The sequence below is a fragment of the Caulobacter sp. 17J65-9 genome, assembly GCF_010975005.1.
In the GTDB taxonomy this organism is placed as follows: Bacteria; Pseudomonadota; Alphaproteobacteria; order Caulobacterales; family Caulobacteraceae; genus 17J80-11.
This window is the reverse complement of sequence record NZ_JAAIVC010000041.1, coordinates 1-25,222: the sequence shown is the minus strand read 5'-3', so window position 1 is coordinate 25,222 and position 25,222 is coordinate 1. Positions and strand designations below refer to the sequence as shown.

General features: G+C 70.6%; 31 protein-coding genes and 1 other RNA gene. 23 read left to right on the top strand and 9 right to left on the bottom strand.

Annotated elements, in window-relative coordinates; genetic code table 11:
- The 5 genes from G3573_RS08805 to G3573_RS08785 all read left to right on the top strand — a co-directional run.
- A partial coding sequence (locus G3573_RS08805) for a tRNA dimethylallyltransferase (protein WP_276208705.1) occupies positions 1-425 on the top strand: 425 nt, incomplete at its 5' end.
- A gap of 72 nt (positions 426-497) precedes the next feature.
- Positions 498-803, top strand: a complete 306-nt coding sequence (locus G3573_RS08800) for a hypothetical protein (protein ID WP_163260715.1) — start codon at positions 498-500, stop codon at positions 801-803.
- An 11-nt stretch (positions 804-814) separates the two neighbouring features.
- Positions 815-1,180, top strand: a transfer-messenger RNA (tmRNA) gene (gene ssrA / locus G3573_RS08795).
- Between the two features lie 203 nt (positions 1,181-1,383).
- Positions 1,384-1,872, top strand: a complete 489-nt coding sequence (locus G3573_RS08790; RefSeq protein ID WP_240454599.1) for a ClpXP protease specificity-enhancing factor SspB — start codon at positions 1,384-1,386, stop codon at positions 1,870-1,872.
- A gap of 84 nt (positions 1,873-1,956) precedes the next feature.
- Entirely contained in the window at positions 1,957-2,715 is a 759-nt protein-coding gene (locus tag G3573_RS08785; RefSeq protein WP_163260714.1) for a C13 family peptidase, read from the top strand.
- Positions 2,716-2,727: 12 nt separating this feature from the next.
- Here the strand turns inward: G3573_RS08785 and G3573_RS08780 are convergent, their stop codons facing one another.
- On the bottom strand, positions 2,728-3,099 hold the full coding sequence (locus tag G3573_RS08780; protein ID WP_163260713.1) for a RusA family crossover junction endodeoxyribonuclease: 372 nt from the start codon (positions 3,097-3,099) through the stop codon (positions 2,728-2,730).
- 161 nt (positions 3,100-3,260) lie between these two features.
- Here G3573_RS08780 and fumC point away from each other — a divergent pair, with 161 nt between their 5' ends.
- Positions 3,261-4,658 carry a class II fumarate hydratase gene (gene fumC, locus G3573_RS08775; RefSeq protein ID WP_163260712.1) on the top strand — a complete coding sequence of 466 codons (1,398 nt, stop codon included), beginning with the start codon at positions 3,261-3,263 and terminating at the stop codon, positions 4,656-4,658.
- A gap of 69 nt (positions 4,659-4,727) precedes the next feature.
- Here fumC and G3573_RS08770 read toward each other — a convergent pair whose 3' ends face one another.
- From G3573_RS08770 to G3573_RS08755, 4 genes are all read right to left on the bottom strand, one after another.
- Positions 4,728-5,249 (bottom strand): hypothetical protein, encoded by a 522-nt coding sequence (locus tag G3573_RS08770; protein ID WP_163260711.1) that lies wholly within the window; start codon positions 5,247-5,249, stop codon positions 4,728-4,730.
- Positions 5,250-5,327: 78 nt separating this feature from the next.
- The gene (locus G3573_RS08765) at positions 5,328-5,714 is read right to left on the bottom strand and encodes a YccF domain-containing protein (protein WP_163260716.1); all 387 of its coding nucleotides are present in this window, start codon (positions 5,712-5,714) and stop codon (positions 5,328-5,330) included.
- A gap of 107 nt (positions 5,715-5,821) precedes the next feature.
- Entirely contained in the window at positions 5,822-6,070 is a 249-nt protein-coding gene (locus G3573_RS08760; protein WP_163260710.1) for a DUF2171 domain-containing protein, read from the bottom strand.
- Between the two features lies 1 nt (position 6,071).
- Positions 6,072-6,305 (bottom strand): DUF2171 domain-containing protein, encoded by a 234-nt coding sequence (locus G3573_RS08755; protein WP_163260709.1) that lies wholly within the window; start codon positions 6,303-6,305, stop codon positions 6,072-6,074.
- Between the two features lie 211 nt (positions 6,306-6,516).
- Here G3573_RS08755 and G3573_RS08750 point away from each other — a divergent pair, with 211 nt between their 5' ends.
- Positions 6,517-6,699, top strand: a complete 183-nt coding sequence (locus tag G3573_RS08750) for a DUF4169 family protein (protein ID WP_163260708.1) — start codon at positions 6,517-6,519, stop codon at positions 6,697-6,699.
- 75 nt (positions 6,700-6,774) lie between these two features.
- Positions 6,775-6,897: a hypothetical protein gene (locus tag G3573_RS22435; RefSeq protein ID WP_276208704.1), complete on the top strand. Its 123-nt coding sequence runs from the start codon at positions 6,775-6,777 to the stop codon at positions 6,895-6,897.
- Here the strand turns inward: G3573_RS22435 and G3573_RS08745 are convergent.
- Positions 6,894-7,769: an NAD-dependent epimerase/dehydratase family protein gene (locus G3573_RS08745; protein WP_163260707.1), complete on the bottom strand. Its 876-nt coding sequence runs from the start codon at positions 7,767-7,769 to the stop codon at positions 6,894-6,896. The two genes, G3573_RS22435 and G3573_RS08745, sit on opposite strands and share 4 nt — an antisense overlap.
- Before the next feature lie 68 nt (positions 7,770-7,837).
- Here G3573_RS08745 and G3573_RS08740 point away from each other — a divergent pair, with 68 nt between their 5' ends.
- The 4 genes from G3573_RS08740 to G3573_RS08725 all read left to right on the top strand — a co-directional run bounded on the left by G3573_RS08740 (position 7,838) and on the right by G3573_RS08725 (position 11,170).
- The gene (locus G3573_RS08740; RefSeq protein ID WP_163260706.1) at positions 7,838-8,356 is read left to right on the top strand and encodes a LysM and BON domain-containing protein; all 519 of its coding nucleotides are present in this window, start codon (positions 7,838-7,840) and stop codon (positions 8,354-8,356) included.
- A gap of 81 nt (positions 8,357-8,437) precedes the next feature.
- Positions 8,438-10,186, top strand: a complete 1,749-nt coding sequence (ggt, locus tag G3573_RS08735) for a gamma-glutamyltransferase (protein ID WP_163260705.1) — start codon at positions 8,438-8,440, stop codon at positions 10,184-10,186.
- Complete coding sequence (locus tag G3573_RS08730; RefSeq protein WP_163260704.1) at positions 10,186-10,530, top strand: MmcQ/YjbR family DNA-binding protein; 345 nt, start codon at positions 10,186-10,188, stop codon at positions 10,528-10,530. Before ggt ends, G3573_RS08730 begins: the two co-directional genes overlap by 1 nt.
- A gap of 82 nt (positions 10,531-10,612) precedes the next feature.
- Positions 10,613-11,170 carry a hypothetical protein gene (locus G3573_RS08725; protein ID WP_163260703.1) on the top strand — a complete coding sequence of 186 codons (558 nt, stop codon included), beginning with the start codon at positions 10,613-10,615 and terminating at the stop codon, positions 11,168-11,170.
- 4 nt (positions 11,171-11,174) lie between these two features.
- Here the strand turns inward: G3573_RS08725 and G3573_RS08720 are convergent, their stop codons facing one another.
- The gene (locus G3573_RS08720) at positions 11,175-12,068 is read right to left on the bottom strand and encodes a DMT family transporter (RefSeq protein ID WP_163260702.1); all 894 of its coding nucleotides are present in this window, start codon (positions 12,066-12,068) and stop codon (positions 11,175-11,177) included.
- 77 nt (positions 12,069-12,145) lie between these two features.
- On the opposite strand from G3573_RS08720, the gene G3573_RS08715 reads away from it, so the two are divergent.
- Positions 12,146-13,030 (top strand): alpha/beta hydrolase, encoded by an 885-nt coding sequence (locus tag G3573_RS08715; RefSeq protein WP_163260701.1) that lies wholly within the window; start codon positions 12,146-12,148, stop codon positions 13,028-13,030.
- Here the strand turns inward: G3573_RS08715 and G3573_RS08710 are convergent.
- The gene (locus G3573_RS08710) at positions 13,027-13,863 is read right to left on the bottom strand and encodes a GNAT family N-acetyltransferase (protein WP_163260700.1); all 837 of its coding nucleotides are present in this window, start codon (positions 13,861-13,863) and stop codon (positions 13,027-13,029) included. The genes G3573_RS08715 and G3573_RS08710 overlap by 4 nt on opposite strands.
- A gap of 112 nt (positions 13,864-13,975) precedes the next feature.
- Here G3573_RS08710 and G3573_RS08705 point away from each other — a divergent pair, with 112 nt between their 5' ends.
- From G3573_RS08705 to G3573_RS08675, 7 genes are all read left to right on the top strand, one after another.
- Positions 13,976-15,511 (top strand): UbiD family decarboxylase, encoded by a 1,536-nt coding sequence (locus G3573_RS08705; RefSeq protein ID WP_163260699.1) that lies wholly within the window; start codon positions 13,976-13,978, stop codon positions 15,509-15,511.
- Positions 15,512-15,591: 80 nt separating this feature from the next.
- The gene (locus tag G3573_RS08700; protein ID WP_163260698.1) at positions 15,592-16,965 is read left to right on the top strand and encodes an MATE family efflux transporter; all 1,374 of its coding nucleotides are present in this window, start codon (positions 15,592-15,594) and stop codon (positions 16,963-16,965) included.
- A 77-nt stretch (positions 16,966-17,042) separates the two neighbouring features.
- Complete coding sequence (locus G3573_RS08695) at positions 17,043-17,531, top strand: hypothetical protein (RefSeq protein ID WP_163260697.1); 489 nt, start codon at positions 17,043-17,045, stop codon at positions 17,529-17,531.
- Positions 17,532-17,600: 69 nt separating this feature from the next.
- Complete coding sequence (locus tag G3573_RS08690; RefSeq protein WP_163260696.1) at positions 17,601-18,005, top strand: MAPEG family protein; 405 nt, start codon at positions 17,601-17,603, stop codon at positions 18,003-18,005.
- A gap of 47 nt (positions 18,006-18,052) precedes the next feature.
- Positions 18,053-19,393: a TldD/PmbA family protein gene (locus G3573_RS08685; protein ID WP_163260695.1), complete on the top strand. Its 1,341-nt coding sequence runs from the start codon at positions 18,053-18,055 to the stop codon at positions 19,391-19,393.
- Positions 19,390-20,175 carry a 3'(2'),5'-bisphosphate nucleotidase CysQ gene (locus G3573_RS08680; RefSeq protein WP_163260694.1) on the top strand — a complete coding sequence of 262 codons (786 nt, stop codon included), beginning with the start codon at positions 19,390-19,392 and terminating at the stop codon, positions 20,173-20,175. Before G3573_RS08685 ends, G3573_RS08680 begins: the two co-directional genes overlap by 4 nt.
- A gap of 43 nt (positions 20,176-20,218) precedes the next feature.
- Positions 20,219-20,449, top strand: a complete 231-nt coding sequence (locus G3573_RS08675) for a DUF4170 domain-containing protein (RefSeq protein WP_163260693.1) — start codon at positions 20,219-20,221, stop codon at positions 20,447-20,449.
- Positions 20,450-20,673: 224 nt separating this feature from the next.
- Here G3573_RS08675 and G3573_RS08670 read toward each other — a convergent pair whose 3' ends face one another.
- Complete coding sequence (locus G3573_RS08670; protein ID WP_163260692.1) at positions 20,674-21,342, bottom strand: protein tyrosine phosphatase; 669 nt, start codon at positions 21,340-21,342, stop codon at positions 20,674-20,676.
- 103 nt (positions 21,343-21,445) lie between these two features.
- On the opposite strand from G3573_RS08670, the gene G3573_RS08665 reads away from it, so the two are divergent.
- The 3 genes from G3573_RS08665 to G3573_RS08655 are packed head-to-tail and all read left to right on the top strand — an operon-like array spanning position 21,446 to position 25,184.
- A complete protein-coding gene (locus G3573_RS08665) occupies positions 21,446-23,239 on the top strand; it encodes an ABC transporter ATP-binding protein (protein WP_163260691.1) in 1,794 nt (597 codons plus the stop codon).
- Positions 23,240-23,247: 8 nt separating this feature from the next.
- A complete protein-coding gene (locus tag G3573_RS08660) occupies positions 23,248-23,919 on the top strand; it encodes a lysophospholipid acyltransferase family protein (RefSeq protein WP_163260690.1) in 672 nt (223 codons plus the stop codon).
- Positions 23,916-25,184, top strand: coding sequence for a glycosyltransferase N-terminal domain-containing protein (locus G3573_RS08655; RefSeq protein WP_163260689.1), 1,269 nt, complete (start codon positions 23,916-23,918; stop codon positions 25,182-25,184). The genes G3573_RS08660 and G3573_RS08655 overlap by 4 nt, the downstream gene beginning before the upstream one ends.
- Positions 25,185-25,222 lie beyond the last annotated feature (38 nt).

Below are 25,222 nucleotides of genomic sequence, written 5' to 3'. Positions count from 1 at the left end.
CCGCCCGCATCGCGCCGGGCGACCGCCAGCGGTTGGCCCGCGCCTTCGAGGTGCACGCCGCCACCGGGCGCGCGCTCAGCGACTGGCAGGCGGACACCCGCCCCCGCCTCGCGGCCGGCGGCTATGAGGCGCTGGTGATCGAGCCGCCGCGCGACGTGCTCTACGCCCGCTGCGACGCCCGCTTCGACGCCATGCTGGCGCAAGGCGCGCTGGAGGAGGCGCGCGCCCTGCTGGCCCGCGGCCTGGATCCGAACCTGCCGGCGATGAAGGCGGTGGGCCTGCGCGAACTGGGCCGTCATCTCTCCGGCGAGCTTTCGCTGGAGGACGCGGCGGCGCTGGGTCGGCAGGAGACCCGCCGGTACGCCAAACGCCAGCTCACCTGGCTGCGCAACCAGACCCCCGACTGGCCCAGACTTTGCGACTAAACGCCCTTCACAGAACGTTATTACCCGCATAACGTGAAGATCGATCATATACGCCGACTGTTGGAGGGTAAATTGAGCGTCCGTCTGTTGTCCGCCGCCGCGCTTCTCGCGTCGTCGCTGGCGTTTTCCGCGGCCGCCGCGGACGCCCCCGCCGCCACCAGCACCGGCGCCGCCGCCACCTCGAGCGCCGCGAGCTCGACCGGCACGGATCCGGACAAGATCATCTGCAAGACCGACAAGAAGACGGGCACGCGCCTGGCCAAGCGGACCGCGAAGATCTGCAAGACCAAGGCCGAGTGGGACCGCATCGATCTGGACAACCAGCTGATGAACCAGGACATGCAGCGCAGCCTCGGGTCGAGCGGCGCGAAGGGCTGATCGCGCCACAGGGTCTTCCGCTTCGCCGATCGCGTCCCTATATTCGACCTGTCCGGTTTCGACCGGACTATGGGGATAAACGCGCGCGAAATAAGCGGACCGGACCCGGGTGCGATTCCCGGCGGCTCCACCATTACCTTCCTCCGCGTTATCGGCGGGAAAGCATGGGGCCGATCAGCATCGACGGACGTGTAAAGGCGTTGCTTTCTCTCGGCCTGACCCACCGTTTCGGGTCATTTACTAACTGCGAACGATAACTTCGCTGAAGAGTTCGCTGTCGCTGCGTAATGCGGCGCCGGTGAGTTCGACCTAAAGCCCTGGGGGTTCAGATCCTCAGGCGGGGCTCGGGGGAGGCCTGGCAACAGAACTCCCCCACTTTCGCCGCCTCCGGAGCGCAATCCGCGGGAAGTCGGCCCCTCTCCCTCACGACAAGAATTTCATCGCTCGTTCACCCTCCTTGGGCGAGCGCGGCGCGTTCATTTGATGTATGCTTGCGGGTCTCGGTCGCGCCTTGGGCGAGCGGCTTTGCCGTAGAGAGCCGAGGCGTTAGTTTCCCGCGGACTGGGCGGACGAGGCGTAGATGGACCAAGACGGGTTTCCGAAGGACGAGATGCGCTATGACGCGCTGGCGCAGGAAGCCCTGCGCGGCGTCGTGAAGGCGGCGCTGAAGCGCGCGGCCGCGCCCGAAGGGCTGCCGGGCCAGCATCATTTCTACATCACCTTCAAGACCCAGGCTCCGGGCGTCACCGTACCCCCGGAGATCATCGCCAAGTACCCGGACGAGATGACCATCGTCCTCCAGCACCAGTACTGGGACCTGGCCCCGGGCGAGACCTTCTTCTCGGTCACCCTGAAATTCGGCGGCCAGCCGCGCCGACTGTCGGCGCCCTACACCGCCGTCAGCCGCTTCTATGACCCGAGCGTGCAGTTCCTGCTGCAGTTCGAGGCGCCGGAGCCGGAACCCGCCGAGGCGGTGCAGCCCAGCGCCGCGCCCGAGCACGCCACTGAAGCCGCCTCCGACGAGAGCGCGCCCAAGGTCGTGTCGCTGGATCACTTCCGCAAGAAATGACCCCGAACGTCGGAGAACGACGTTCTTCGGGGCTTCAAAAGCGTCGCCGTTCGAGCCTATGCTGACCGCCGCAGGGAGGAGCCCATGCGGCGATCGCTTCTGGCTTGCGTGCTGGCGCTGTTCGGATGGGCGTTCGCGCAATCGACCGCCCTGGCGGCCGATTCGGGCGGTCCGTTCCGGGATTGGGCCGCGGTCGTCATCGCCGGCGACTGGCGCGCCCACGAGGGCCAGTCGACCGAGGCCTTCGAGAACGTCCGCCGCGACGTCGGCGCCGCCCTGCTGAAGGCCGGCTTCTCGGCCGAGAACCTGCGCGAATATTCGCTGCGGCCGTCCAATTCCCCCGTCACCACGCCCGACCAGGTCGCCGCCGGCTTCGCCGAGACGGCCCGCAAGGCCACGGGCGGCTGCCTGTTCTACATCAGCTCGCACGGCTCGCCCGCCGGCGCGGTGTACGGCCCGAACGACACCCTCACCCCCAAGACGCTGAACCGCATGCTGACCGAGGCCTGCGGCTCACGGCCGACCGTGGCGATCATCTCGGCCTGCTTCTCGGGCGTGTTCGTGCCGCCGCTGTCCGGCCCCAACCGCATGGTCCTGACCGCCGCGCGCGCCGACCGCAGCTCGTTCGGATGCGGCGAGAAGGACCGCTACCCGTTCTTCGACGCCTGCGTGCTGGAGTCCCTGCCGAAATCGGCCGACTTCATGATCCTGGCCCAGGCGGTGAAGGCCTGCGTGGTGCAGCGCGAGGACGAGCAGGACATGGCCCCGCCCTCCGAGCCCCAGACCTTCGTCGGCGGCGAACTGCGCATGATGCTGCCGCTGATGCGGTTCGACCGACCTTAGAGCCCGGCGCACTCAGGCCCGCCGCGAGACCCGGATCAGGATTCGCTCGCGCTCGCCCGGCCGGCGCTCGACCAGCAGGCGGCCGACCTGGGCGTCGTCGTGGAAGGCGTAGCCCTTGATCGAATCCAGCAAGGCCTTGGCCAGGTTGTCGAGGTCCAGCCACGGCGGCTCGCCGACGTATTCCATGTAGATCTCGACCGAGAACTCGCCCCAGGCCGGGCGCGAGCCGCGCCACGCCTTGCGGAAGAACTCGTAGATCAGGGGCTTGTAGTATTTGGCCTGGGTGGTCAGGCCGTCGACCACCATCTCAAGGCCGCCGCCCTCCTCGCGGGCGCGCACCTTGCCCCAGGCGATCCAGTCGGAGGCGGAGCCTTCCGCGCTCATCAGGCGAAGCTCCTAGTCACAAGCGAGGGCGAACCTTTAAGTGGTCGCTGAACCCGCCGCCACCACGGATCGCCATGTTCCGCTTCCTCTCCGCCTTGTTCGGCCGCCGTCGCGTGCTAAACCGCGCGCCCGTCGAACAACCGCAAGCCGAGGCCCTCCCCATGTCGCCGCGCACGACCCGCACCGAGACCGACACCTTCGGACCGCTGGAGGTCGCCTCCGACAAGTACTGGGGCGCCCAGGCTCAGCGCAGCCTCGGCAACTTCAAGATCGGCTGGGAAAAGCAGCCGGAGCCGATCGTCCGCGCCCTGGGCGTCGTCAAGCGCGCCGCCGCCGAGACCAACATGGCGCTGGGTCGCCTCGATCCGAAGATCGGCGCCGCCGTCGTGCAGGCCGCCAATGAAGTGATCGAAGGCCGCCTGACCCCGCACTTCCCGCTGGTGGTCTGGCAGACCGGCTCGGGCACCCAGTCGAACATGAACGCCAACGAGGTGATCTCGAACCGCGCGATCGAGATCCTGGGCGGCGAGATGGGCTCCAAGAAGCCCGTCCACCCGAACGACCACGTCAACATGAGCCAGTCGTCGAACGACACCTTCCCGACGGCCATGCACGTGGCCTGCGCCGAAGAGATCGTGAACCGGCTGCTGCCGGCGCTGCGCATCCTGCACAAGGCGCTGGACGACAAGGCCAAGGCCTGGGCGCACATCATCAAGATCGGCCGCACCCACACCCAGGACGCCACCCCGCTGACGCTGGGCCAGGAGTTCTCGGGCTACGCCATGCAGGTGCAACTGGGCATCGAGCGCATCGAGCAGACCCTGCCGCGGCTGATGGAGCTGGCCCAGGGCGGCACCGCCGTCGGCACCGGCCTGAACGCACCCGTAGGCTTCGCCGAGATGGTCGCCGAGAAGATCGCCGGCATCACCGGCCTGCCGTTCAAGACCGCCCCGAACAAGTTCGAGGCCCTGGCCGCCCACGACGCCATGGTGTTCAGCCACGGCGCGATCAACACGGTCGCCGCCTCGCTGTTCAAGATCGCCAACGACATCCGCTTCCTGGGCTCGGGCCCGCGCGCGGGTCTGGGCGAGCTCTCCCTGCCGGAGAACGAGCCGGGCTCCTCGATCATGCCGGGCAAGGTCAACCCGACCCAGTCCGAAGCCCTGACCCAGGTCTGCGTGCAAGTGTTCGGCAACAACGCCGCGATCACCTTCGCCGGCTCGCAGGGCCACTTCGAGCTGAACGTCTTCAACCCGGTGATGGCCTACAACTTCCTGCAGTCGGTGCGCCTGGTGGCCGACGCCTCGGTCAGCTTCGCCGAGAACTGCGTGGTCGGCATCGAGCCGCGCCTGGACAACATCCAGTCGGGCCTGGAGCGCTCGCTGATGCTGGTCACCGCGCTGGCCCCGAAGATCGGCTACGACAACGCCGCCAAGATCGCCAAGACCGCGCACAAGAACGGCACCACCCTGCGCGAAGAGGCCGTCGGCGGCGGCTATGTGACGAACGAGGAGTTCGACGCGGTCGTCCGTCCGGAAAAGATGATCGCGCCGGAATGATCCGGCCGCAGATCGCCTGAAATAAGGGCCCGCCGGAGCGATCCGGCGGGCCTTTTCGTATCCGCCCGATCAGTCCGAGGACGGCAGGCAGCCTAGCCCCAGGTTCGAGCCGGCCATGTCGCGATCGCAGGGAACGATGGTCTTGCCCATCGGGGCGTCGCGGCGGCGGACCTCGGCGTCCCAGCGCAGGCGCAGTTCGCCCGGGACGCCGGCCAGCTCCGGGTAGGCGCGGCTGGACGCCCACCGCTCGACGCAGGCGGCTGGACCACGAGCCAGGCCGCCGTCAGTCAATTGATCGCAGAACACCCGCCGCTGCCGTAGCCGGAACGGCTCCGGTCCAGCCGCGACGTCCGGCTGCACCGAAGCAGGCCCGTCGGGCGCGCCCGCGGCCTCCGGCGCCGACCCGTCGTGGCTCGCCTCGCTTCGATGGAGCCGCGGACCGCGCCCGCTCGGTTCGGGCTCGCGAGCGCTCGACCGCGTCTGCGGCCAGGTCACCAGCTCGACCGAGATCGCCTCTTCCGTCGACCCGGACGGGCGCTTGATCGTCAGGAGCATGCCCGAGATCGCCAGGGCGTGGACGGCGAGCGCCACGCCCCACGCCAGCGCCAAGCGGCGCGCGCGGCCCCGTCGGCCGTCCTCAAACGCTGTACTCACCGGCAAGAACGCAGCCTAGCGCTTGTCGACCACCACCTTGCCGATCGGGGCCAGGGCCACGCCGGCCAGCTCCAGGTCCTTCAGGGCGAAGGGGATGCCGATGATCGAGACGAACTCGGCGACGGCGATCAGCAGGTGGGACAGGGCGATGTACCAGCCGCCCAGCACGAACCAGAGCACGTTCAGCACGCAGCCGACCGGTCCGGTGCCCAGGTCCTCCTGGCCGGTGTGCAGGTCGCGCGAGACGATCTCCCGCCCGAACGGCCAGGCGGCGAAGCCGGCGATGCGCCAGGCGGCGGCGGTGTACGGCAGGCCGACCACGGTGATGGCCAGCAGCAAGCCGCCCAGCAGCCACAGCAGGCCGGAAATCCAGCCGCCGAGAATGAACCAGACGACGTTCATCAGAAAGCGCACGGACGGTCTCCGAAGCTCGAACCTTGTCCAAGCCGTGCTTCAGAACCGCCCGGCTGTCGAGCCGGCGGGCGATTAATTCGGCGTAAGCCGGCCCCTTACTGGACGGGGCGCCAGCGCTGCTCGGCTTCGGCCTGGGTGCAGCTGAGGAACACCTTGCGCTCGTTGGGCGCGACCCGTTCCACCCAGTCGAGGGGGATCAGGTGGTGCTTGCCGTCGATCGCCTCGGAATCCCGGCGGGTCAGCTTGATGTCGCGGTCGAGCACGTGATCGACCTCGCCGACGTGGCGGCCGTCCTTGCCGATGACTTCCATGTGCTCGCGGATGGCGAAGATGTCTGCGGTCATGTCAGTGCTTCGCGTGCCAGCTGGCCTTGGCTTCCTCGCGGGTCACGTTCAGGTGCACCGCGTCGTCCACGCGATCGACCCAGCTGGTGGGGATCATGTGGTGCTTCAGGCCCGCCCCGAAGTCGAAGCGGGCGAGCTCGATCTCGGTCCCCAGGATGTGGTCCACGCGGCCGACATGGCCGCCGTCGGAGGCGATGACCTCCATGTGTTCACGGATGGAGCTGGTGTCGGCCACGGCGGTACTCCTCTACTGACACGGCCCCGGACGCGCGCGCGACGCGATCCGGACCCGCCGGTGGTCTCCGCGGGAGAACGGCGGCCGCACGGCCCCCGTTCCAGCCCCATTCCGGCAGGCGGCGCTTGCCCAAGGCGCCCGGATGCGCCGATATCGTCCGCATCGCCGATCCGCCCGGGCGGGGCGCTTTTCAAACGACGGAGGCTGACCGGTGGGCGAAATCGTCAACCTCAACAAGGCGCGCAAAGCCAAGGCCCGCGACGCCGACAAGGCGCGCGCGGTCGAGAACCGCGCCAAGCACGGCCGCACCAAGGCCGACCGCGCGGTCGACGAGGCCGAGCGCCAGCGCGCCCGCAAGGCGCTGGACGCGCACGAACGCGAAGACCAGGACTGACCTAACCGCGTTCGCCCAACCCTTGCCGTCGGAGCTTCGCCGCGTCATCGTCCCCCCACGCTGAGGGACACCACCATGGCCAAGGGCAAGGACGACGAACGCAAGAAGGAGGGCCTGCTGGCCCTGCTGATGCTGCGGGCCGGCAAGCGGCGCACCGACGCCGGCAAGACCGGCAAGGATCCGAAGAAGGACGACTAAGGCGCGTCGAAGCGCGGCCGGAACGCACGCGGCGACCAGCCCAGGTCGCGCGCGGCCGCCGCGCCGTCGAAGGCCAGGTCCTGGTCCATCCGCTCGCCCATCGCCGCGCCGACGCCGGGCAGCAGCGGCGCGGCCAAAGCCAGGCCGGCCCGCCAAACGGGCTTCGGCACGCTGAGTATCCGCGGCGCGCGGCCCAGGCCCGCGAACACCCGCTCCACCATCGCCCGATAGCTCAGGGTCTCGCCGCCCGGCAGGTCGTAGACCCGCCCGAACGCCGCTTCCCGGCCCAGCGCCTCCACCGCCGCGCCCGCCAGGTCGTCGGCGTGGACCGGTTGGCGCAGCCCCTGCCCCCGCCCGGACAGGGGCAGCACGCCGAACCGCCGCGCCAGGCCCGCCAGGCGGCTGACGTTGCGGTCCAGCCCCTCGGCGTAGATCAGGGTCGGGCGCAGGACCGTCCAGGCGACGCCGGACGTCGAGCAGAACGCCTCCACCCTCGCCTCGCCCTCGGCCAGCCGGGCGGCGACGGCGCGCTCCGCCGGGTCGGGCGACCTCTCCTTGGTGAAGCGGCTGGTCGACGAGAAGGCGACCAGGCGGGTCATGCCGCGCTCGCGCAGCGCCTCGAGCACGCGCGGCGACAGCAGCCAGATCGGCGACAGGCTGAGCACCTCGCGGGCTTCCGGCACGACGGAAAGGTCCGGTCCCTCAAGGTCGACGCCGATCCAGTGGACGCCCGGCCGAGCCTCGCCTGGCCGCCGGCTCACCGCCGCCACCCGCCGGCTCGCCATGGTCAGGCGCGGCAGGGCGAAGCGGCCGACCAGGCTGGTCGCGCCCAGAACCGTAACAGGGAACGATCCGTGGTCCCGAACCGTCATAGGGCCGCCTTCCGCGCGGGCGGCCAGCCCTCGCCCGCCGCCAGCTTCAGTATCGATCGGAGACGCAGATGGGACTGTTCAACTTCGCACGCGACGCCGGCGAGAGCCTGCGCCACGCCATCGGCATTGGCGGACCGGACGAGAAGGATCTGACCCAGGCGCTGCAGAAGCACGGCGTCACGCTCCAGAACCTCGACCTGAAGGTCAAGGGCGAGACGGTCACCATCAAGGGAGTAGCCGACAGCCAGGCCGAGCGCGAGAAGGCGATCCTGATCGTCGGCAACGTGAAGGGCGTGGAAAAGGTCGACGACGACATCCGCATCGCCGCGCCGACCGCCGCCCAGGTCCGCACCGCCGTGCCGCAGACCAACCCGCAGGCCGGCGCAGCCGCCGCCCCGCCGCCGCGCATCGAGCCGGAAAGCCAGTTCTATACGGTGAAGCCCGGCGACACCCTGTCGGCCATCGCCCAGCAGTTCTACGGATCGGCCAACAAGTACCAGGCCATCTTCGAGGCCAACCGGCCGATGCTGTCGGATCCGAACAAGATCTACCCGGGTCAGGCGCTGCGCATTCCCGTCCAGCACTGACCGCGGGTCTCAAGCAAGGGTTGCCCCACGGCGACGCTTGCCCCTCAATACGGGACGAACGTTCTGTAACCGGGGGCTGACATGCGTCGCCGTTCCTTCATGCTGGCCCTGCCGGCTTCCGCCCTGGCGTCCGCCGCCGCGAACGCCGCGCCGACCGTCTATCCCGGCGTCTATCCGGGCGACCGCATCGCGGGCGCCAGCTTCGCCGGCCGCTCGGCGGTGTGGGGGACGCACGGCGCGGCGGCCACCGCCCACCCGATGGCGACCATGATCGCGATCGACACCCTGCGCCGGGGCGGCTCGGCCGTCGACGCGGCGATCGCGGCGAACGCGGCGCTGGGCTTCCTGGAGCCGACCGCCAACGGCGTGGGCGGCGACGCCTTCGTCATGCTGTGGGATCCCAAGCTGAAGACCGTCGTGGGCCTGAACGGCTCGGGCCGCAGCCCGCGCGGCCTGTCGGCGGCGACCGTGCAGGCGCGCGCCAAGGACGGCCACATCCCCTCCTACGGCGCGGTCTCGGTCAGCGTGCCGGGCGCGGTCGACGCCTGGTGGACGCTGCACCAGCGCTACGGAAAGCTGTCCTGGGCCGAGGTGCTGGAGCCGGCCGCCGCGCTCGCCGAACAGGGCGCGCCGGTGCCGCAGACCATCGCCTGGTACATGGACGGCAACATGAAGCGCTTCACCGCGCCAGGCGCCGGCGTGGAGGAAGTCCAGAACGCGCTGAAGACCTACGCCCCGAACGGCCGCACGCCGCGCGAAGGCGAGGTGTTCAAAAACCCCGACCTGGCCCGCACGCTGCGCCTGATCGCCAAGGGCGGGCGCGACGCCTTCTACCAGGGCGAGATCGCCGACGTCATCGAGCGCTACTTCAAGCGGGTCGGCGGCTGGATGACCAAGGCCGACCTGGCCGCCCACCATTCGGAATGGACCAAGCCGCTGGTCTCCAACTACCGAGGCGTCGACGTCTGGGGCCTGGCGCCGAACACACAGGGCCTGTCGACCCTGCAGATGCTCAACGTCATGGAGCAGTTCGACCTGAAGTCGATGGGCTTCCAGTCGGCCGCCTCGCTGCACCACCAGGCCGAAGCCAAGCGCCTGGCCTTCGAGGACCGCGCCCGCTGGTTCGCCGACCAGGACTTCTCCAAGACCCCGATCGAGCAGCTGATCTCCAAGGACTACGCCAAGGAACGGGCGAAGCTGATCCGCCCGGATCGGGTGATGGACCGCGTGTTCCCGGGCGACGCCCCGTCGAAGGGCGACACCACCTATTTCACAACCTCGGACTCCGACGGGATGATGGTGTCCTTCATCCAGTCGAACTACCGCGGCATGGGCTCAGGCCTGGTGCCGGACGGCCTGGGATTCATGTTCCAGGACCGCGGCGAACTGTTCGACGTGAAGCCGGGCCGGCCGAACAGCTACGCGCCCGGCAAGCGGCCGTTCCACACCATCATCCCGGGCTTCGCCACCAAGGGCGACCAGCCCTGGCTGTCGTTCGGGGTGATGGGCGGGGACATGCAGCCGCAAGGCCAGGCCCAGATCATCGCCAACATGGTCGACTACGGCCTGGGCGTTCAGGAGGCGGGCGACTCCCCGCGCTGGCACCACGAGGGCTCGTCCGAGCCGACCGGCGAACCAGCCGAGGGCGTGGGCGTGCTGCACCTGGAGACCGGCGTGCCGGAGGCGACCCGCAAGGCGCTGGCCGACATGGGCTGGAAGTTGGGCCCTTCGGACGGCGGCTTCGGCGGCTATCAGGCCATCCTCAAAGGCCCGGAGGCCTATGGCGCGGCCTCGGAGATGCGCAAGGACGGCCTTGCGCTGACCTACTGATGACCTGGGAGGAGGTCCGCGCCCTGGCCCGCGCCCTGCCCGGCGTCGAGGACGGGACCTCCTACGGCACGCCGGCGCTGAAGGTCGGCGGCAAGCTGCTGGTCCGCCTGCGCGAGGACGGCGAGACCGTGGTGCTGCAGGACACAGGCTTCGACGAACGCGAGGCCCTGATCGAGAGCCGCCCGGACGTCTTCCACTTCACCGGCCACTACCGCGACTACCCGTGCGTCCTGGCCCGGCTGCCGGCGGCCAGGGCGGACGACCTGCGCGGCCTGATCGAACGCAGCTGGCGGCTACGCGCGCCGAAGCGGATGGTCGCGGCCCGGGAACGCGATCGCGCCTGAGCCCGAAGACTCGTGGGGAACGCGGGGATTGCGAAACGCTCAACCACCGCGTTAGTAAGCCTCGCACATCAAGGGGGCTTTCGTGCGATCTTTCGTCTTCGGTCTCATACTCGGCTGCGTCGCCGCCACGACGGTGAACGCCCAGGTCATGCCCGCCGTGATCGGCAACGCAGTATCCAACGCCGCCGCGGCGCAGGCGCGATGCCTTAAGCCTGAGGAGATGCCTCAGGCCCAGGTCGAGGCCATGACCGCCGACGCCGACCGGCTCACCACGAAATTTCGCAAAGCGTTGGCTCAAGGAGACAACCGCACACTGGACCGGCTCACCTACGGCAAGGTCCACGTGCGCTGGCCCGACGGGTCCGTAATCAGGGCGCAAAAATCGCCGCGGGCGATCGCCGCCGTCGCGGGTGCGGAGATGGAGTTGCGCAGGCTTGTGATCGCCGGCGACCAGTTCACGGCGCGCGGCCTCTGGAAAGGGGTCGACGCCTCTGGCGCCGACCTGTGGCTGACCGTCGACTACGCTAGCAGCCAGTGGACCGGCCGATGGAAGGTCGGACGCATGGCCTTCTCGACCGGAGCGGAACCGACCCTGCCGGACAGCTTCTGTCATATGTCGGAGTTGGGCCCGCTCTGGTGAAAAGCTAAGCGGCCTCGCGCTTGAACAGCATGTCCTTGGCCGCCAGCACCGCGCCGGCGGTCACGGCCACGCAGGCGAAGGCCACGGCCGGCGTCGCGCGGCCCTTGCCGGCCAGGAGCAGCAGCAGGGTCGACAGCAGGGGCGTGGCGTAGGCGGCGGCGCCCAGCACCTGGATGTCGCCACGCTTCACCCCGTGATCCCAGACGAAGAAGGCCGCCCCGACCGGGAACAGGCCCATGGCCACGACCGCCAGCCACTGGCCGGCGCCTTGTGGCCACACCGTCTGCTCGAAGATCAGGTGGCAGACCAGGCTCAGCGCCGCCGTGCCGAGGCAGAAGCCGGCGACCGCGTCGGTCGGCACCATGGTCATGCGCCGCGACAGCACCGAATAGACCGCCCAGGTGAAGGCCGCGCCCAGCGCCGCCAGATAGCCGGGCACGGCGCCGCCGGAGAGCGACGCGCCGGCGCCCACCACCACCGCCGCCGCGCCGGCGAAGCCCAGCGCCGCGCCGGCCACGTGGTGCGCCTTCAGCTTCTCGCCCGGCAGCAGGCCCGACAGCAGCACGATCAAGAGCGGCCACAGGTAGTTCAGCAGGTTGGCCGCCACCGGCGGGGCGCTCTTCAGGGCGGTGAAGTACAGGAAATGGTAGCCGAACAGGCCGCCTACCCCCAGCGCCCAGACCTTCCACGGCTGGGCCAGCACCCGCAGGCTGCGGCCCCGCGCGATCAACATGCCCAGCGACAGCACGCCGGCCAGGCCGAAGCACAGGGCGTTCAGCAGGAACGGCGGCGTCTTGCCCGACACCGTGGTCAGCAGGGCGAGCGTCGACCACATGGCCACCGCGCTCAGGCCCACGAAGGTGGCGCGCCGCCGCGCCGCGCCGTCCTGTTCCGACATCCCCGACTCCTCGAACTGGGCCTTCCTCCTAGCCGAGGGTTGCGTTGACGCAAGGGCGCCGTGGTAGAGCGTTTCGAATGGAAACGAACGCCCGAGCCGAAGACGTCACGGTCCGCCCGATCCAGTTCGCCGCCGACGACGGCCACCCGCTGGCCGGCGTGCTGATCGCGCCGGTGCAGCCGACGCTGGCCGCGCTGATCACGCCGGCGACCGGCTATCCCAAGGAGTTCTACCTGCGCTTCGCCAAGGCCTGGGCGGCGCGGGGCTGCGCGGTTCTGGTGTTCGACTGCCGCGGCGTCGGCGGCTCGGCGCCGGACGACCTGAAGCGCTTCTCGATGGACTACACCGACTGGGGCCGACTCGACATGCCCGCGGCGCTGGACGCGCTGGCGGAAGCCGCGCCCGGCCGGCGCATCGTCCACGTCGGCCACAGCGCCGGCGGCCAGTTCGTCGGCTTCATGCGCAACCACGAGCGGATTTCGCGCCACGCCTTCGTGGCGGTCGGCTCCGGCTACGGTCCGCGCCACCACCTGAGCCACCGGCCGCGCGAGGTGCTGTTCTGGTGGGGCTACGGTCCGGCCTGCCTGGCGACCAAAGGCTACATCCCGGCTGGCGGAATCTGGGGCGGCACCGCCCTGCCGCGCGGCGTGTTCACCACCTGGCGGCGCTGGTCGCACCAGAGCCGCTACTTCGCTGGCGAGCTGGACCGGCGCTTCGGCTGGCACCGGTTCGGGGCGGTCACCGCGCCGATCCGCTCCTGGACCTTCGCCGACGACCCGATCGCCACCCCGGCGGCGGCACGCGACATCCTCGAGCTCTTCCCCAACGCTCCGACCGAGCTGATCGAGCGCCGCCCGCGCGACTATCGCGCCAAGCGCCTGGGCCACGACGGCGCCTTCCGCGCCGCCGGCCAGGGCGTGTGGGCGGAGGTCTGGGACTGGCTGGAAGCCGACGCGGCTTAAACCGCGCGACGCACCATCTCCACCTGCCTCAGCGGGACCTCGAAGCCGGCGGCGGTCCAGGCCTTGGCGATCGGGCCTTCGCCCGGTTCGTCGACCAGGCGCAGCGGCGTGTGCGGCCAGCGTGCGCCCAGCGCCGACAGCAGCGCCTCGCCGGCGCGCAGGTCGGCCGCGGCGGCGTCGATCAGCACCACGCGCGACAGCTCGGGCACGCAGACGGCGAAGGCGGCGACGTCGTCGCCGCGCTTCACGCCGACGATCACCGCGCGCTCCTCCATCAGGGTCTTCACCAGGCTGGGAAGGCCGCGCCGCCAGGTCGGCGGAGCCGGGTCGTGGGCCGCCCCGTGCGCCTGCACCACCTCGTCGAAGCTGAGCGCGCAGCCCGCCTCGCCGCCGTCCGGCGAGCGCCCCTCCAGCAGCAGCAGCTCGCGTTGCGCGGTGAAGCCGGCCGCCTCGTAGACGCGGCGCGCGGGGTTGAAGTCGATCACCTCCAGGCGCGTGCGCTTCACCCCGGCCGCGTCCAGCGCCTCGCACTGGGCCTGGATCAGCCGCCCAGCCAGGCCCTTGCGGCGGAACTCCGGCGCGATCCCGAAGCCGCCGATCCAGGCCTGCTCGCCCAACACCGCCGCCAGCGACAGGCCGAAGGTGAGCCCCTCGATCCGGCCCACCCGGGAAAGCCCGAGGTTGATCCCGGCGCGGCGAACGTGGCGGTCCAGCTGCTCAGGCTTGAAGCTCAGCGGGACGTAGTAGCCGTCGTAGGCGCGATTCCAGAGCGTGGTCAGGGACTCTCGGGTGGAGGCGTCGGCCCCCTCGAATTCCAGCACCAGCTCGTCCACGAACGCCTCCGCACGCTCACGCCACGGCGCGGCAATAGCCGAGCTTCACGTCGGAAGCGTGACAGTCGCAAGCCCGCGCACTAGAGCTTCGGCGCGGCGAATGGAGTGTCCGATGGCGGCGGCCTACCGGTCTTTGCGTGAGTTCATGGCCAGGCTGGAGGCCGAGGGCGAGCTGGTGCGGGTGAAGGAGCCCGTCTCCACCGTGCTCGAAATGACCGAGATCCAGACCCGCCTGCTGGCGACCGGCGGCCCGGCCGTGCTGTTCGAGAAGCCGGTGCGCGCCGACGGCGAGATCTCGCCGATCCCGGCGCTCGCCAACCTGTTCGGCACGGTCAAGCGCGTGGCCATGGGCGTCACCCTCCAGGACAAGGAGCGCACCACCGGCGCCGACCTGCGCGAGGTCGGCGAACTGCTGGCCTTCCTGCGCCAGCCGGAGCCGCCGCGCGGGCTGAAGGGCGCGCTGGACATGCTGCCGACCCTGCAGAACGTGCTGTCGATGCGGCCCAACGTGGTCAAGAAGGCCCCGGTGCAGGAGGTCGTGCTCAAGGGCGACGACATCGACCTCACCAAGCTGCCGATCCAGACCTGCTGGCCGGGCGAGCCGGCCCCGCTGATCACCTGGCCGCTGGTGGTCACCAAGGGCCCGTCCGACGCGCGCGAGGACGACTTCAACCTCGGCATCTACCGCATGCAGGTGCTGGGCAAGGACCGCTGCATCATGCGCTGGCTGGCCCACCGCGGCGGGGCCCAGCACTACGGCCGCTGGAAGAAGGAAGGGCGCCGCGAGCCCCTGCCCGCCTGCGCCGTGCTGGGCGCCGATCCGGGCACCATCCTGGCCGCCGTCACGCCGGTGCCCGACACCTTGTCCGAGTACCAGTTCGCCGGCCTGCTGCGCGGGGCCAAGGTCGACCTGGTCCCGGCCAAGACCGTGCCGCTGATGGTGCCGGCCCAGGCCGAGATCGTGCTGGAGGGCCGCGTCCTGCTGGACGAGTACGAGGACGAAGGCCCGTACGGCGACCACACCGGCTACTACAACTCGGTCGAGAAGTTTCCGGTCTTCCAGGTCACCGCGATCACCATGCGCCGGGACCCGATCTATCTGACCACCTTCACCGGGCGTCCGCCGGACGAGCCCTCGGTGCTGGGCGAGGCGCTCAACGAGGTGTTCATCCCGCTGATCCGCCAGCAGTTCCCGGAGATCACCGACTTCTGGCTGCCGCCCGAGGGCTGCAGCTACCGCATCGCCGTGGTGTCGATGAAGAAGGCCTACCCCGGCCACGCCAAGCGCGTGATGCTGGGCGTTTGGAGCTACCTGCGCCAGTTCATGTACACCAAGTGGGTGATCGTCGTGGACGACGACATCAACGCCCGCGACTGGAAGGACGTGATGTGGGCGGTGTCGACCAAGATGGACCCGGCGCGGGACATCACGGTCATCGAAAGCACGCCCATCGACTATCTCGACTTCGCCTCGCCGGAGTCCGGCCTCGGCTCGAAGATCGGCCTGGACGCCACCGACAAGTGGCCGCCCGAGACCAAGCGCGAATGGGGCGAGGAGATCCGCATGGATCAGGCCGTGATCGACCGGGTCAGCGACATCTGGTCCAGCCTCGGCCTGCCCGGCGATGGAAAGCCAATCTGGAAGTGAGCTGAGCCTTGCGCGTGGGACGGCGCAGGCGCACCGTCCCGCCCGACTTGTCCTGTTCGGCCGCGGGGGGCGGCCTGTCCATGCGTGACCTGACCCAAGGCTCCATCACCCGCCACCTGCTCGGCATGGCGGCGTTCATCGGCGTCGGCATGATCGTGCAGACGCTGTACTTCCTGGTCGATCTCTACTTCGTCTCCCACCTCGGCGAGCACGCCATCGCGGGCGTCAGCACGGCCGGCCCGGCCTGGATGGTGGTGATGGCCTTGAGCCAGACCATCGCGGTCGGCGCGCTGGCCCTGATCTCCCAGGCGCTCGGCCGCAAGGACGACGCCGACGCCGGGCGGGTGTTCAACCAGACGATCGGAATGTCGCTCTGCACCAGCCTGCTCGTGCTGGTGCTGGGCTACACCGTGGGCCCGATCGCGCTGGGCGCGCTGGGCGCGGACGCGGAAACGGTCGCGGCCGGCCGCAGCTACCTGACGTTCTTCCTGCCGTCGCTGGCCCTGATGTTCCCAATGGCCGCGCTGGGTACGGCGCTGCGCGCAGCGGGCGTGGCGGGTCCGCCGATGATGATCCAGACCGGCTCGGTGGTGGTGAACGCCGTCCTCGCCCCGGTGCTGATCGCCGGCTGGGGCACCGGCCGTCCGATGGGCGTGGCCGGCGCCGGCCTGGCCAGCACCATCGCGGTCGCCGCCGCGCTGATCGTCACCCTGCTGCTGTTCACCCGCATGCAGTCGCGCCTGAAGCTCGAGCGCGCGGAGATCAAGCCGCAGCTCAAGACCTGGGGCCGGATCCTGGGCATCGGCCTGCCGTCCGGCGGCGAGTTCCTGCTGATGGCCGTGATCGCCAGCGTGGTCTACGCGGTGATCCGTGACTATGGCGCCCACGCCCAGGCCGGCTTCGGCGTCGGCAGCCGGGTGATGCAGTCGATCTTCCTGCCGGCCATGGCCGTGGCCTTCGCCGCCGCCCCGATCGCCGGCCAGAACTTCGGCGCCCGCCAGGCCGCGCGCGTACGCGAGACCTTCCGCCAGTCGGCCCTGATCGGTGGCGTGATCATGGTGGGCCTGACCCTGCTGTGCCAGATCCGCCCGGACCTGCTGGTCAGCCCGTTCGTGCAGGAGCCGCAGGCCGCCGCGGTCGCCGCCACCTACCTGCGCATCGCCTCGTGGAACTTCGTGGCGACGGGGCTGATGTTCACCTGCTCGGGCATGTTCCAGGCGCTGGGCGACACCCGGCCGGCCTTCTTCGCCAGCGCCAGCCGCCTGATCACCTTCGTGGCGCCGGCCCTGTGGCTGACCCACCAGCCGGGCGTGCCGCTGGAGACCTTCTGGAAGCTGTCGGTCGCCTCGGTGTTCGCGCAGGCCCTGCTGAGCGTCGGCCTGCTGCGTCTGCAACTGCGCAAGAAGCTGGACCAGCCGGTCGCCGCGGAGGTCGCGCCCGCCCCGGCCGGCTGACGATTTCCAGCTCACCTCGGGAGCCGGGCGGCGAGCGCGGAGTTATCGGGGCGTTCGCCGGACGGAGGCCGACGCTCATGACCGCTCCTCGCCGCCCCGGCCCCACGGGGGCGATGGTCCTCGCGCTGGCGCTCGGCGCCTGCGCCTACACCCCCGGCGACCTGCCGCAGGTGCACTACGCCACCGCCGCCTCGCACGGGAAGACCGGCGTCGCCTTCGCCGGGCGTCCTTCCCAGCAGCAGGTCGACACCGCGGTGTCGAAGTGGTCGGTGGCGATCGCGGACTCGTACGCCTGCGGCCTGCCCAGGACCGAGGTGCTGCAAGCCGGCGCGGTGGCGGCGCTGGAGCTGGCCACCATGAGCTCGCTGGCCAAGGGCGGCGGCGAGCAGATGCGCCAGGAGGCGATCGGCGACTATCTGGCCGACACCCTGCAGCTGGCCTGGTCCGACCGGCCCAAGCCGCCGGCCGACCGCTGCGCGGCGCTGAGCCGGTGGCTGCCCCAGGTCCAGCAGGAAGGCCGCGAAGCCCTGCAACGCGCCGACGAGCAGGGCCTCATCAAGTTCTAGGCTGGAGTCGCCTTGCGGCGGCGTCCGAAGCTTGGCCTTATGCGCCCGTTTGGTGACTTGAGGTCGGCGATGGACGTCTTGATCCCGGCGGGCGGTGCGGCTGCGTTGTGGGCCGGGCTGAACCTGCTGGTGCTGCTGGTCCTGTCGGTGCTCGTCACGCGCCAGCGCCGCCGCCACCGCGTCGCGGTCGGCGACGACGGCGTGCCCGAGCTGGTCCGCGCGCTGCGCGCCTTCGGCAACGCCAGCGAGTACATCCCCGCCGGCCTGGCCGCCCTGGCCATCCTGGCCCTGGCCGGCGCGCACCCGGCCATCGTCCACGTCGTGGGCGCGATCCTGTTCTTCGGCCGGGTGGCGCACGGCGTCGGCCTGAGCCTGAGCGCCGGCACCTCGATGGGCCGCAGCGTCGGCATGATCCTGACCTGGATCGCCTGGCTGATGGCCGCGGTCTGCCTGCTGTTCTACGGCATGGGCTGACGGCCCGGCTTGCCCGCAGACCGGGGGTCGGTCATATCCGTCGCCCTATGTCCGAAGAACATTCCGCCCTCCTTCACGAGGTGATCGCCGCCGCGCGCAAGGCCGGCGCCGACGCCGCCGAGGCCGTGGTCTCCGAACGCCAGGCGCTGTCGGTCACCACCCGGCTCGGCGAACTGGAAGAGGTCGAACGCGAGGAGTCCCGCGACCTGGGCCTTCGGGTGTTCATCGGCCGCCGTCAGGCGACCGTCTCGGCCTCCGACCTCTCGCCCGCCACGCGCAGCCGCCTGGTCGAGCGGGCCGTCGCCATGGCCAAGCTCGCGCCCGAGGATCCCTACGCCGGCCTGGCGCCGGAAGAGCTGCTGGCGCGCGGCCCTCACCCGGACCTCGACCTCTACGATGCGACCGAGCTGTCGCCCGAGCAGATGGAAGAACGCGCCCTGGCCGCCGAGGCCGCCGCGCGCGCGGTGCAGGGCGTCAGCAATTCGGACGGGGCCTCCTCGTCCTGGTCGACCGGGGCCTGGCGGCTGGTCACCTCGACCGGCTTCGAAGGCACGCACCAGGGCAGCGCCTTCTCCCTATCGGCCAGCGTCATCGCCGCCGACGAGAACGGCATGGAGCGCGGCGGCGAGGGCCGCACGGCCCGCAACCTCGCAGACCTGCCCTCGGCCGAAGCCATCGGCCGCGACGCGGGCCAACGGGCCGTGGCTCGCCTGGGCGCGCGCAAGATCGCCAGCTGCACCGCCCCGGTGATCATCGAGAACCGCATCGCCGCCGGCATGCTGTCGGGCCTGATCGGCGCGATCTCCGGCCCGGCCGTGGCGCGCGGCACCTCCTTCCTGAAGGACAAGCTGGGCCAGCGGGTGTTCGCCCCCGGCTTCGAGCTCGTCGACGACCCGTTCCGGCCGCGCGGCCTGTCCTCCGCCCCCTTCGACGACGAGGGCGTGCGCGTGGAGAAGCGCTCGATCATCGAGGACGGCGTGCTGACCACCTGGCTCTTGAACTGCTCGGCCGCCGCCCAGCTCGGCATGACCTCGACCGGCCACGCCACGCGCGGCCTGGCCGGACCGCCGGGGGTGTCGACCCACAACCTGCACGTCACGCCCGGAAAGCTCGACCTGGCCGGCCTCATGCGTGACGCCGGCTCGGGCCTCTTGGTCACCGCCATGTTCGGGCCGTCGCTGAACGCCAACACCGGCGACTGGTCGGCCGGGGTGTCGGGATATTGGTTCGAGGACGGCGCGCCAGCCTATCCGGTCACCGAGATCACCATCGCCGGCAATCTGATCGACATCTATGGCCGGCTGATCCCGGGTTCGGACCTGGAATTCCGCGGCTCGACCAATTCGCCGTCGCTGATGGTCGACGCGATCGCCATCGCCGGCCGATGAGCGACGACCTGGCCCTGCTCCGGGACGCGGCCCTGGAGGCGGGCCGGATCGCGCGCGAGCACCGGGAGCGCGGCCTGAAGATCTGGTCGAAGTCCGGCGGCTCGCCGGTGACCGACGCCGACCTCGCCGTCGACAAGCGCCTGCACGACATCCTGCTGGCCGCCCGGCCGGACTACGGCTGGCTGTCGGAGGAGACCGCCGACGATCCGGCGCGGCTCTCGCGGCGGCGCCTGTTCGTGGTCGATCCGATCGACGGCACCGTGGCCTTCATGAAGGACAAGCCGTGGTGGACCGTGGCCCTGGCCGTGGTCGAGGACGAGCAGCCGGTCGCCGCCGTGGTCTACGCCCCGGCCCTGGACGAGCTCTACGAGGCCGCCGCCGGCCAGGGCGCGCGGCGCAACGGTCAGTCGATCCGCGCGTCGGACGCCGACAGCCTGGAGGACGCGGCCATGCTGGCCGACGCCAAGCTGTTCGAGCGGGACATCTGGACCGATCCGTGGCCGGCCATGCGCTTCGAGAAGCGCAACTCCATCGCCTACCGCATGGCCCTGGTCGCGGCCGGCGCCTTCGACGCCGCCGTCGCCCTGTCGCCCAAGCACGACTGGGACGTCGCCGCGGGCGCGCTAATCGCCGCAGAAGCCGGCGCGATCACCACCGACCACCGCGGACGACCGTTCCGCTTCAACCAGCCCGTGCCGGCCCAGCCCAGCCTGGTCTGCGCCGCCCCGGGCGTGCACCCGTTGATCTTGTCCCGCTGCGCGCCTATCAGCCTGCCCGAATAGCGCGTCCGCCGGTCCGGCTCGGCGCGTCTCCAGCGAGCGAACCATGCCTTCCAAACAGCTTCTGCACATCGTCATCGGCGGCGAACTCAAGGACGTCGCCGGCTCCGAATTCCGCGACCTGTCGAAGGTCGAGTTCGTCGGCGCCTATCCGACCTACGACGAAGCCCGCCGCGCCTGGAAGGCCAAGGCCCAGGCCACCGTCGACAACGCGCTGATGCGCTATTTCGTGATCCACGCCCACCGGCTGCTGGACCCGACGCACGACTCGGAATAACGCCGGTCTCCGACTCGCCTTGCGGGCGTAAGCCGCCCGTGAGACCCTCTGCCGTGGGCGAGTCCGGGGAACGCTCATGACGACCATCATTCTGATCGGAATGGCGGGCTTGCTCGTGGTCCTGCTGCTGCTGGTCCTGGCCACCAAGGCCAAGGGCGGCGCGCAGGACCCGAACAACGTCGGCGACGGCGACTGATGAAAGACGGGCCTCGACGGCCCGCGCCCTATTCGCGGCGCAGCACCCCTTCGGTGATCAGGTTCCCCCACCACTGGGCGTGGAAATCCTTCTTGATCGCGACCGGATCGTAGGCGTCGCTCTCGACCCACTCGACGAAGCTCAGGCCGGCCGGCTTGCCCTCGGTCAGGTAACGGCTGAACACGTAGTCCAGCACGCCGGTCTTGCCCTGCTTCACGTGCAGCTTCTCGAGGCTGAGCTCGGTCATGGCCACCTCGATCGGCTGGCCGAGATGGAAGTGCCGGTACAGCACGCTCATGATCCCGGCCCGGTCCGCGCCGGACTTGCAGTGCATCAAGACCGGGTACTCCAGCTGCGCGAACAGGTCGCGCGCGCCCAGGATGCGCTGGCGCGACGGCGCCTCGCGCGAGCCGATCTTGAAATCGACCATCTTCAGGCCGAACTGCTCACAGGCGTCCTTTTCGAGCGCGTAGTAGGCGACATCGGGGAAGGTGCCGCGCAGGTTCAGGACGGTCCGGATTCCCTTGTCGGCCCAGCGCTTCAGCTGGAACGGCCAGGGCTGGTTGGTGCGCACCAGGTCCTTTCCGATCCAGTGGGCGTTCTGGAAGCCCACGCGCAGGAACGCATGGTCGCCCCAGATGAAGTCCCACTGGGCCTTGAACCGCCCCTGCGGCGTGGAAAGGTCGTAACGCGCCAAATCGTCATCTCCGGCCGTGCTGCGGCCGGGCCTACCTAGGGCCCTGAACCCGCTTTGAAAAGCGCGGCTTGACTTCGCAGCCGCCGCATCCGACCGAACGCACATGACTGGCTCCGCCGCGACGGCGAAAGATTCCGAGACCTTGCGCCCCCTGATCGGGCGCATCTGGCGCGACTATCTGAAGCCGCGCTGGCCGCTGCTGCTGTTTTCGCTGCTGTGCGCGGCCGCGGTCGCCGGCCTGACCGCGAAGCTCGCGACCGTGCTCGAGCCGGCCGTGAACCAACTCATGGGCGACGACCGCAATCCGCGGGCGATCGTGGTGATCCCGCTCACCGTCATGGGCCTGGCCTTTGCGCGAACCGTCGCCCAGGTCACCCAGGCCCGGATCGTCAACCGGATGGGGCATCGCATCGTCGGCGTCGTGCAGACCCAGCTTTTCGCCAATCTGGTCCGCGCCGACCTGTCGCGCCTGCGCAGCGCCCACTCCGGGGCACACGTCTCCTCGGTGCTTTACGACGCCAACCTGATCCGCGAGGCCTTCACCAACGGCGTGGTGAACTACACCCAGCAGGCCCTGACCCTGATCGCGGTGATCGGGGCCATGCTCTACAAGGACCCCCTGCTGGCGGGCCTGGTGCTGGTGGTCGCCCCGATCGCCGGCTGGGTGATCCGGGTTTTCCAGAAGCAGACCAAGAAGGCCGCGGCCGGCGCCATGGCCGAGACCTCGAACCTGTCGACCGCGATCATGGAAAGCATCGACGGGGTGAAGATCGTCAAGATCGAGAACCGCGAGGCCTACGAAGAACAGCGGGTCGGCGAAGTGGTCGAGCGTCGCCAGACCCACATCATCAGGGGCGCCGACGCCCGCGCCTTCAGCGCGCCCGTCACCGAGGCCCTGATGATGGTGGTCACCGCGGGCGTGCTGGCCTACGCCGGCTGGGCCGCCCAGGCCGGCCACATGACCGCCGGCAAGTTCACCTTCTTCACGGTCGCCCTGGCCATGGCCTCGCAGTCGCTGCGTCAGCTCGCCAGCCTGCAGACGGTCCTGGCCGAAGGCCTGACCGCCGCCCGGCGCATGTTCGACGCGCTCGACGTCGAGCCCGAGATCAGCAGCGCGCCCGACGCCCCGGCCCTGCCGCCCGGTCCTTGCTCGGTCGTCTTCGAAGACGTCGGCTTCGCCTACCACGCCGACGCGCCGATCCTGCGCGGCGTCAGCCTGGAGGCTAGGCCCGGCGAGACCATCGCCCTGGTCGGCCCTTCCGGCGGCGGCAAGAGCACGGTGCTGAACCTGATCCCGCGCTTCTACGACGCGGTCTCGGGGCGGGTGCTGGTCAACGACCTGGACGTGCGCGGGGTCGAGCTGGCCTCGCTGCGCGACAAGATCGCCCTGGTGACCCAGGAGCCGTTCCTGTTCGACGACACCATCCGCGCCAACATCGCCTACGCGCGCCCCGAAGCGCCGTTCGAGGCCGTGGTCGAGGCGGCCCGGGCGGCCGCCGCGCACGAATTCATCGAGGCCCTGCCCAAGGGCTACGACACCCCGGTCGGCGAGGCCGGCGGGCGCCTCTCCGGCGGCCAGCGCCAGCGCATCGCCATCGCCCGCGCCTTCCTGAAGAACGCGCCCATCCTGCTGCTCGACGAGGCCACCAGCGCGCTCGACACCGAGAGCGAGGCGCGCGTGCAGGAGGCCCTGGAGCGGCTGATGCAGGGCCGCACCACGCTTCTGATCGCCCACCGCCTGTCCACTGTCCGCAACGCCGACCGCATTTACGTGATCGAAGCCGGTCGCGTGGTCGAACAGGGCTCCCACGCCGCCCTCGCCCGCAAGGGCGGCCTTTACGCCCGCCTGGCCAAGAGCCAGAGCCTGGACACCCCAGTGGAGACCGCCGCGTCGTGAAGCGTCCCATGCGTCACCCCTGGGTCCAGGCCGCACTGTCCTGGGTCTTCTATTCCTGGCTGAAGTTCTGCTTCACCACCATCCGCTGGAGCCACGAGAACCGTGCCGCGGTCGAACGCGTGTGGGAGGCGGGCGGACCGGTGATCGTGCTGTTCTGGCATTCCCGGGTCGCGCTCGGGCCGGCGGTCTGGGACCACACCCGAGGACAGGAAATCCGCGCCCTGGTGTCCATGTCGCCCGACGGCGAGTTCTTCGCCCGGGCGATGGAAAAGCTGGGGTTCCCGGCCGTGCGCGGTTCCTCCTCTAAGAAGACGGCGCTGGACAAGGCCAAGGGCGGCGGCGCGGCCTTCCGCGAGTTGCTGCGCTGGCTCAAGGGCGGCGGCGCCGTGGCGATCACGCCGGACGGGCCGCGCGGCCCGGCCGAGGAGATGGCCGAAGGCGCCGCCATGCTGGCCAAGACCTCCGGCGCGCCGGTGCTGATGTTCGGGGTCGCCTGCAACCCGGCCATCCGCCTGGGCACCTGGGACCGCTCGGTCGTGCCGCTGCCGTTCTCCCGCGGCGTCGTGGTCTGGGAAGACCCGGTGATCGCCCCGCGCGACGCCGACCTGGACGAGCTGCGCCGCGCCTGGTCGGCCCGGCTCACCCGCGTCACGGACCGGGCTGAGGAACTGGCGGCGTGACGGTCGCGCTGCGCGCCTATCGGAGCCTGACGGCCCCGCTCGAGCCGCTGGTCTCGGCGGTGCTGCGCGACCGCGCCCGGCGCGGCAAGGAAGACCCGGCGCGCCTGACCGAACGGCTGGGCTACGCCAGCCGCCCGCGGCCGGAGGGCCCGCTGGTGTGGCTGCACGGGGCCAGCGTCGGCGAGAGCCTGTCGCACCTGCCCCTGGTCGAACGCCTGGCGCGCGAGCGTCCGGACGTCTCGGTGCTGGTCACCTCCGGCACGGTCACCTCGGCCGAACTGCTGGCCAAGCGCCTGCCCGACGGCGTGATCCACCAATACGCCCCGGTCGACGCCTCGGGCGTGGCCGACCGGTTCCTGGACCACTGGCGTCCGACCGTCGTGGGCTTTGTCGAGAGCGAGCTCTGGCCGAACCTGATCCTGGGGGCCAAGGCGCGCGGCGCGCGGCTGGCCCTGATCTCGGCCCGGCTGTCGGAATCCAGCCAGCGCAACTGGGCGCTGTTCCCGCAGGCCGCGCGCGAGCTGCTGGGCGCCTTCGACCTGGTCCTGCCGCAGGACGCGGACGCCGCCCGCCGGCTGAGCGCGCTGGGCGCCCGCGACGACGGCCGGCTGAACCTGAAATACGCCGGTGAGCCCCTGCCCGCCGATCCGGGCGCCCTGGAGCGCCTGCGCGCCGAGATCGGCGACCGCCCCGTCGTGCTGGCCGCCAGCACCCATCCGGGCGAGGAGGACGTCGTCCTGAAGGCCTTCAAGGCGCTGAAGCAGCGCCCCGACCGGCCGCTGCTGGTCATCGTGCCTCGCCACCCCGTGCGCGGGGCCGAGATCGTCGGGGCCGCTCGCGAGCTCGGCTACGAAACCCGCCGCCGCGCCGCCCAGGAGCCCCCGGCGGCGGAGGCGCAGGTCTATGTCGCCGACACGCTGGGCGAGCTCGGCCTGTGGTTCCGGCTGGCGCGCACCGCGCTCGTCGGTGGCGGCCTGGTTCCCGACGTCGGCGGCCACAACCCGCTGGAGCCGGCCCGGCTGGACTGCCCGTTCGTGTCCGGCCCTTACGTCGACAACTGGGCGGCCGTGTTCCGCGATTTCGAGGCCGCCCGGGCGCTGAAGACCGTGGCCGGCGTGGTCAGCCTGGGCGACGCCTGGGCCGACGACCTGGACGCTCCCAAGGACGCCCGCGCGCGGGCCGCCCGCGCCCGCGGCCTGGCCGACAGCCGCGCCGACGTGGCCGACCGCGCCTACGCCGCGCTTTCGGGTCTCCTGCCGGCATGAACCTGTCGACGCCGCGCTGGTGGTACGCACGCCAGGGC

Excerpts from the sequence above, each read along its gene's own strand:
- G3573_RS08790 (WP_240454599.1), top strand. The coding sequence starts at position 1,384 with ATGGACCAAGACGGGTTTCCGAAGGACGAGATGCGCTATGACGCGCTG.
- G3573_RS08785 (WP_163260714.1), top strand. The coding sequence starts at position 1,957 with ATGCGGCGATCGCTTCTGGCTTGCGTGCTGGCGCTGTTCGGATGGGCG.
- G3573_RS08780 (WP_163260713.1), bottom strand. The coding sequence starts at position 3,099 with ATGAGCGCGGAAGGCTCCGCCTCCGACTGGATCGCCTGGGGCAAGGTG.
- fumC (WP_163260712.1), top strand. The coding sequence starts at position 3,261 with ATGTCGCCGCGCACGACCCGCACCGAGACCGACACCTTCGGACCGCTG.
- G3573_RS08765 (WP_163260716.1), bottom strand. The coding sequence starts at position 5,714 with ATGAACGTCGTCTGGTTCATTCTCGGCGGCTGGATTTCCGGCCTGCTG.
- G3573_RS08760 (WP_163260710.1), bottom strand. The coding sequence starts at position 6,070 with ATGACCGCAGACATCTTCGCCATCCGCGAGCACATGGAAGTCATCGGC.
- G3573_RS22435 (WP_276208704.1), top strand. The coding sequence starts at position 6,775 with ATGGCCAAGGGCAAGGACGACGAACGCAAGAAGGAGGGCCTGCTGGCC.
- G3573_RS08745 (WP_163260707.1), bottom strand. The coding sequence starts at position 7,769 with ATGACGGTTCGGGACCACGGATCGTTCCCTGTTACGGTTCTGGGCGCG.
- G3573_RS08740 (WP_163260706.1), top strand. The coding sequence starts at position 7,838 with ATGGGACTGTTCAACTTCGCACGCGACGCCGGCGAGAGCCTGCGCCAC.
- ggt (WP_163260705.1), top strand. The coding sequence starts at position 8,438 with ATGCGTCGCCGTTCCTTCATGCTGGCCCTGCCGGCTTCCGCCCTGGCG.
- G3573_RS08730 (WP_163260704.1), top strand. The coding sequence starts at position 10,186 with ATGACCTGGGAGGAGGTCCGCGCCCTGGCCCGCGCCCTGCCCGGCGTC.
- G3573_RS08720 (WP_163260702.1), bottom strand. The coding sequence starts at position 12,068 with ATGTCGGAACAGGACGGCGCGGCGCGGCGGCGCGCCACCTTCGTGGGC.
- G3573_RS08715 (WP_163260701.1), top strand. The coding sequence starts at position 12,146 with ATGGAAACGAACGCCCGAGCCGAAGACGTCACGGTCCGCCCGATCCAG.
- G3573_RS08705 (WP_163260699.1), top strand. The coding sequence starts at position 13,976 with ATGGCGGCGGCCTACCGGTCTTTGCGTGAGTTCATGGCCAGGCTGGAG.
- G3573_RS08700 (WP_163260698.1), top strand. The coding sequence starts at position 15,592 with ATGCGTGACCTGACCCAAGGCTCCATCACCCGCCACCTGCTCGGCATG.
- G3573_RS08695 (WP_163260697.1), top strand. The coding sequence starts at position 17,043 with ATGACCGCTCCTCGCCGCCCCGGCCCCACGGGGGCGATGGTCCTCGCG.
- G3573_RS08690 (WP_163260696.1), top strand. The coding sequence starts at position 17,601 with ATGGACGTCTTGATCCCGGCGGGCGGTGCGGCTGCGTTGTGGGCCGGG.
- G3573_RS08685 (WP_163260695.1), top strand. The coding sequence starts at position 18,053 with ATGTCCGAAGAACATTCCGCCCTCCTTCACGAGGTGATCGCCGCCGCG.
- G3573_RS08680 (WP_163260694.1), top strand. The coding sequence starts at position 19,390 with ATGAGCGACGACCTGGCCCTGCTCCGGGACGCGGCCCTGGAGGCGGGC.
- G3573_RS08675 (WP_163260693.1), top strand. The coding sequence starts at position 20,219 with ATGCCTTCCAAACAGCTTCTGCACATCGTCATCGGCGGCGAACTCAAG.
- G3573_RS08665 (WP_163260691.1), top strand. The coding sequence starts at position 21,446 with ATGACTGGCTCCGCCGCGACGGCGAAAGATTCCGAGACCTTGCGCCCC.
- G3573_RS08660 (WP_163260690.1), top strand. The coding sequence starts at position 23,248 with ATGCGTCACCCCTGGGTCCAGGCCGCACTGTCCTGGGTCTTCTATTCC.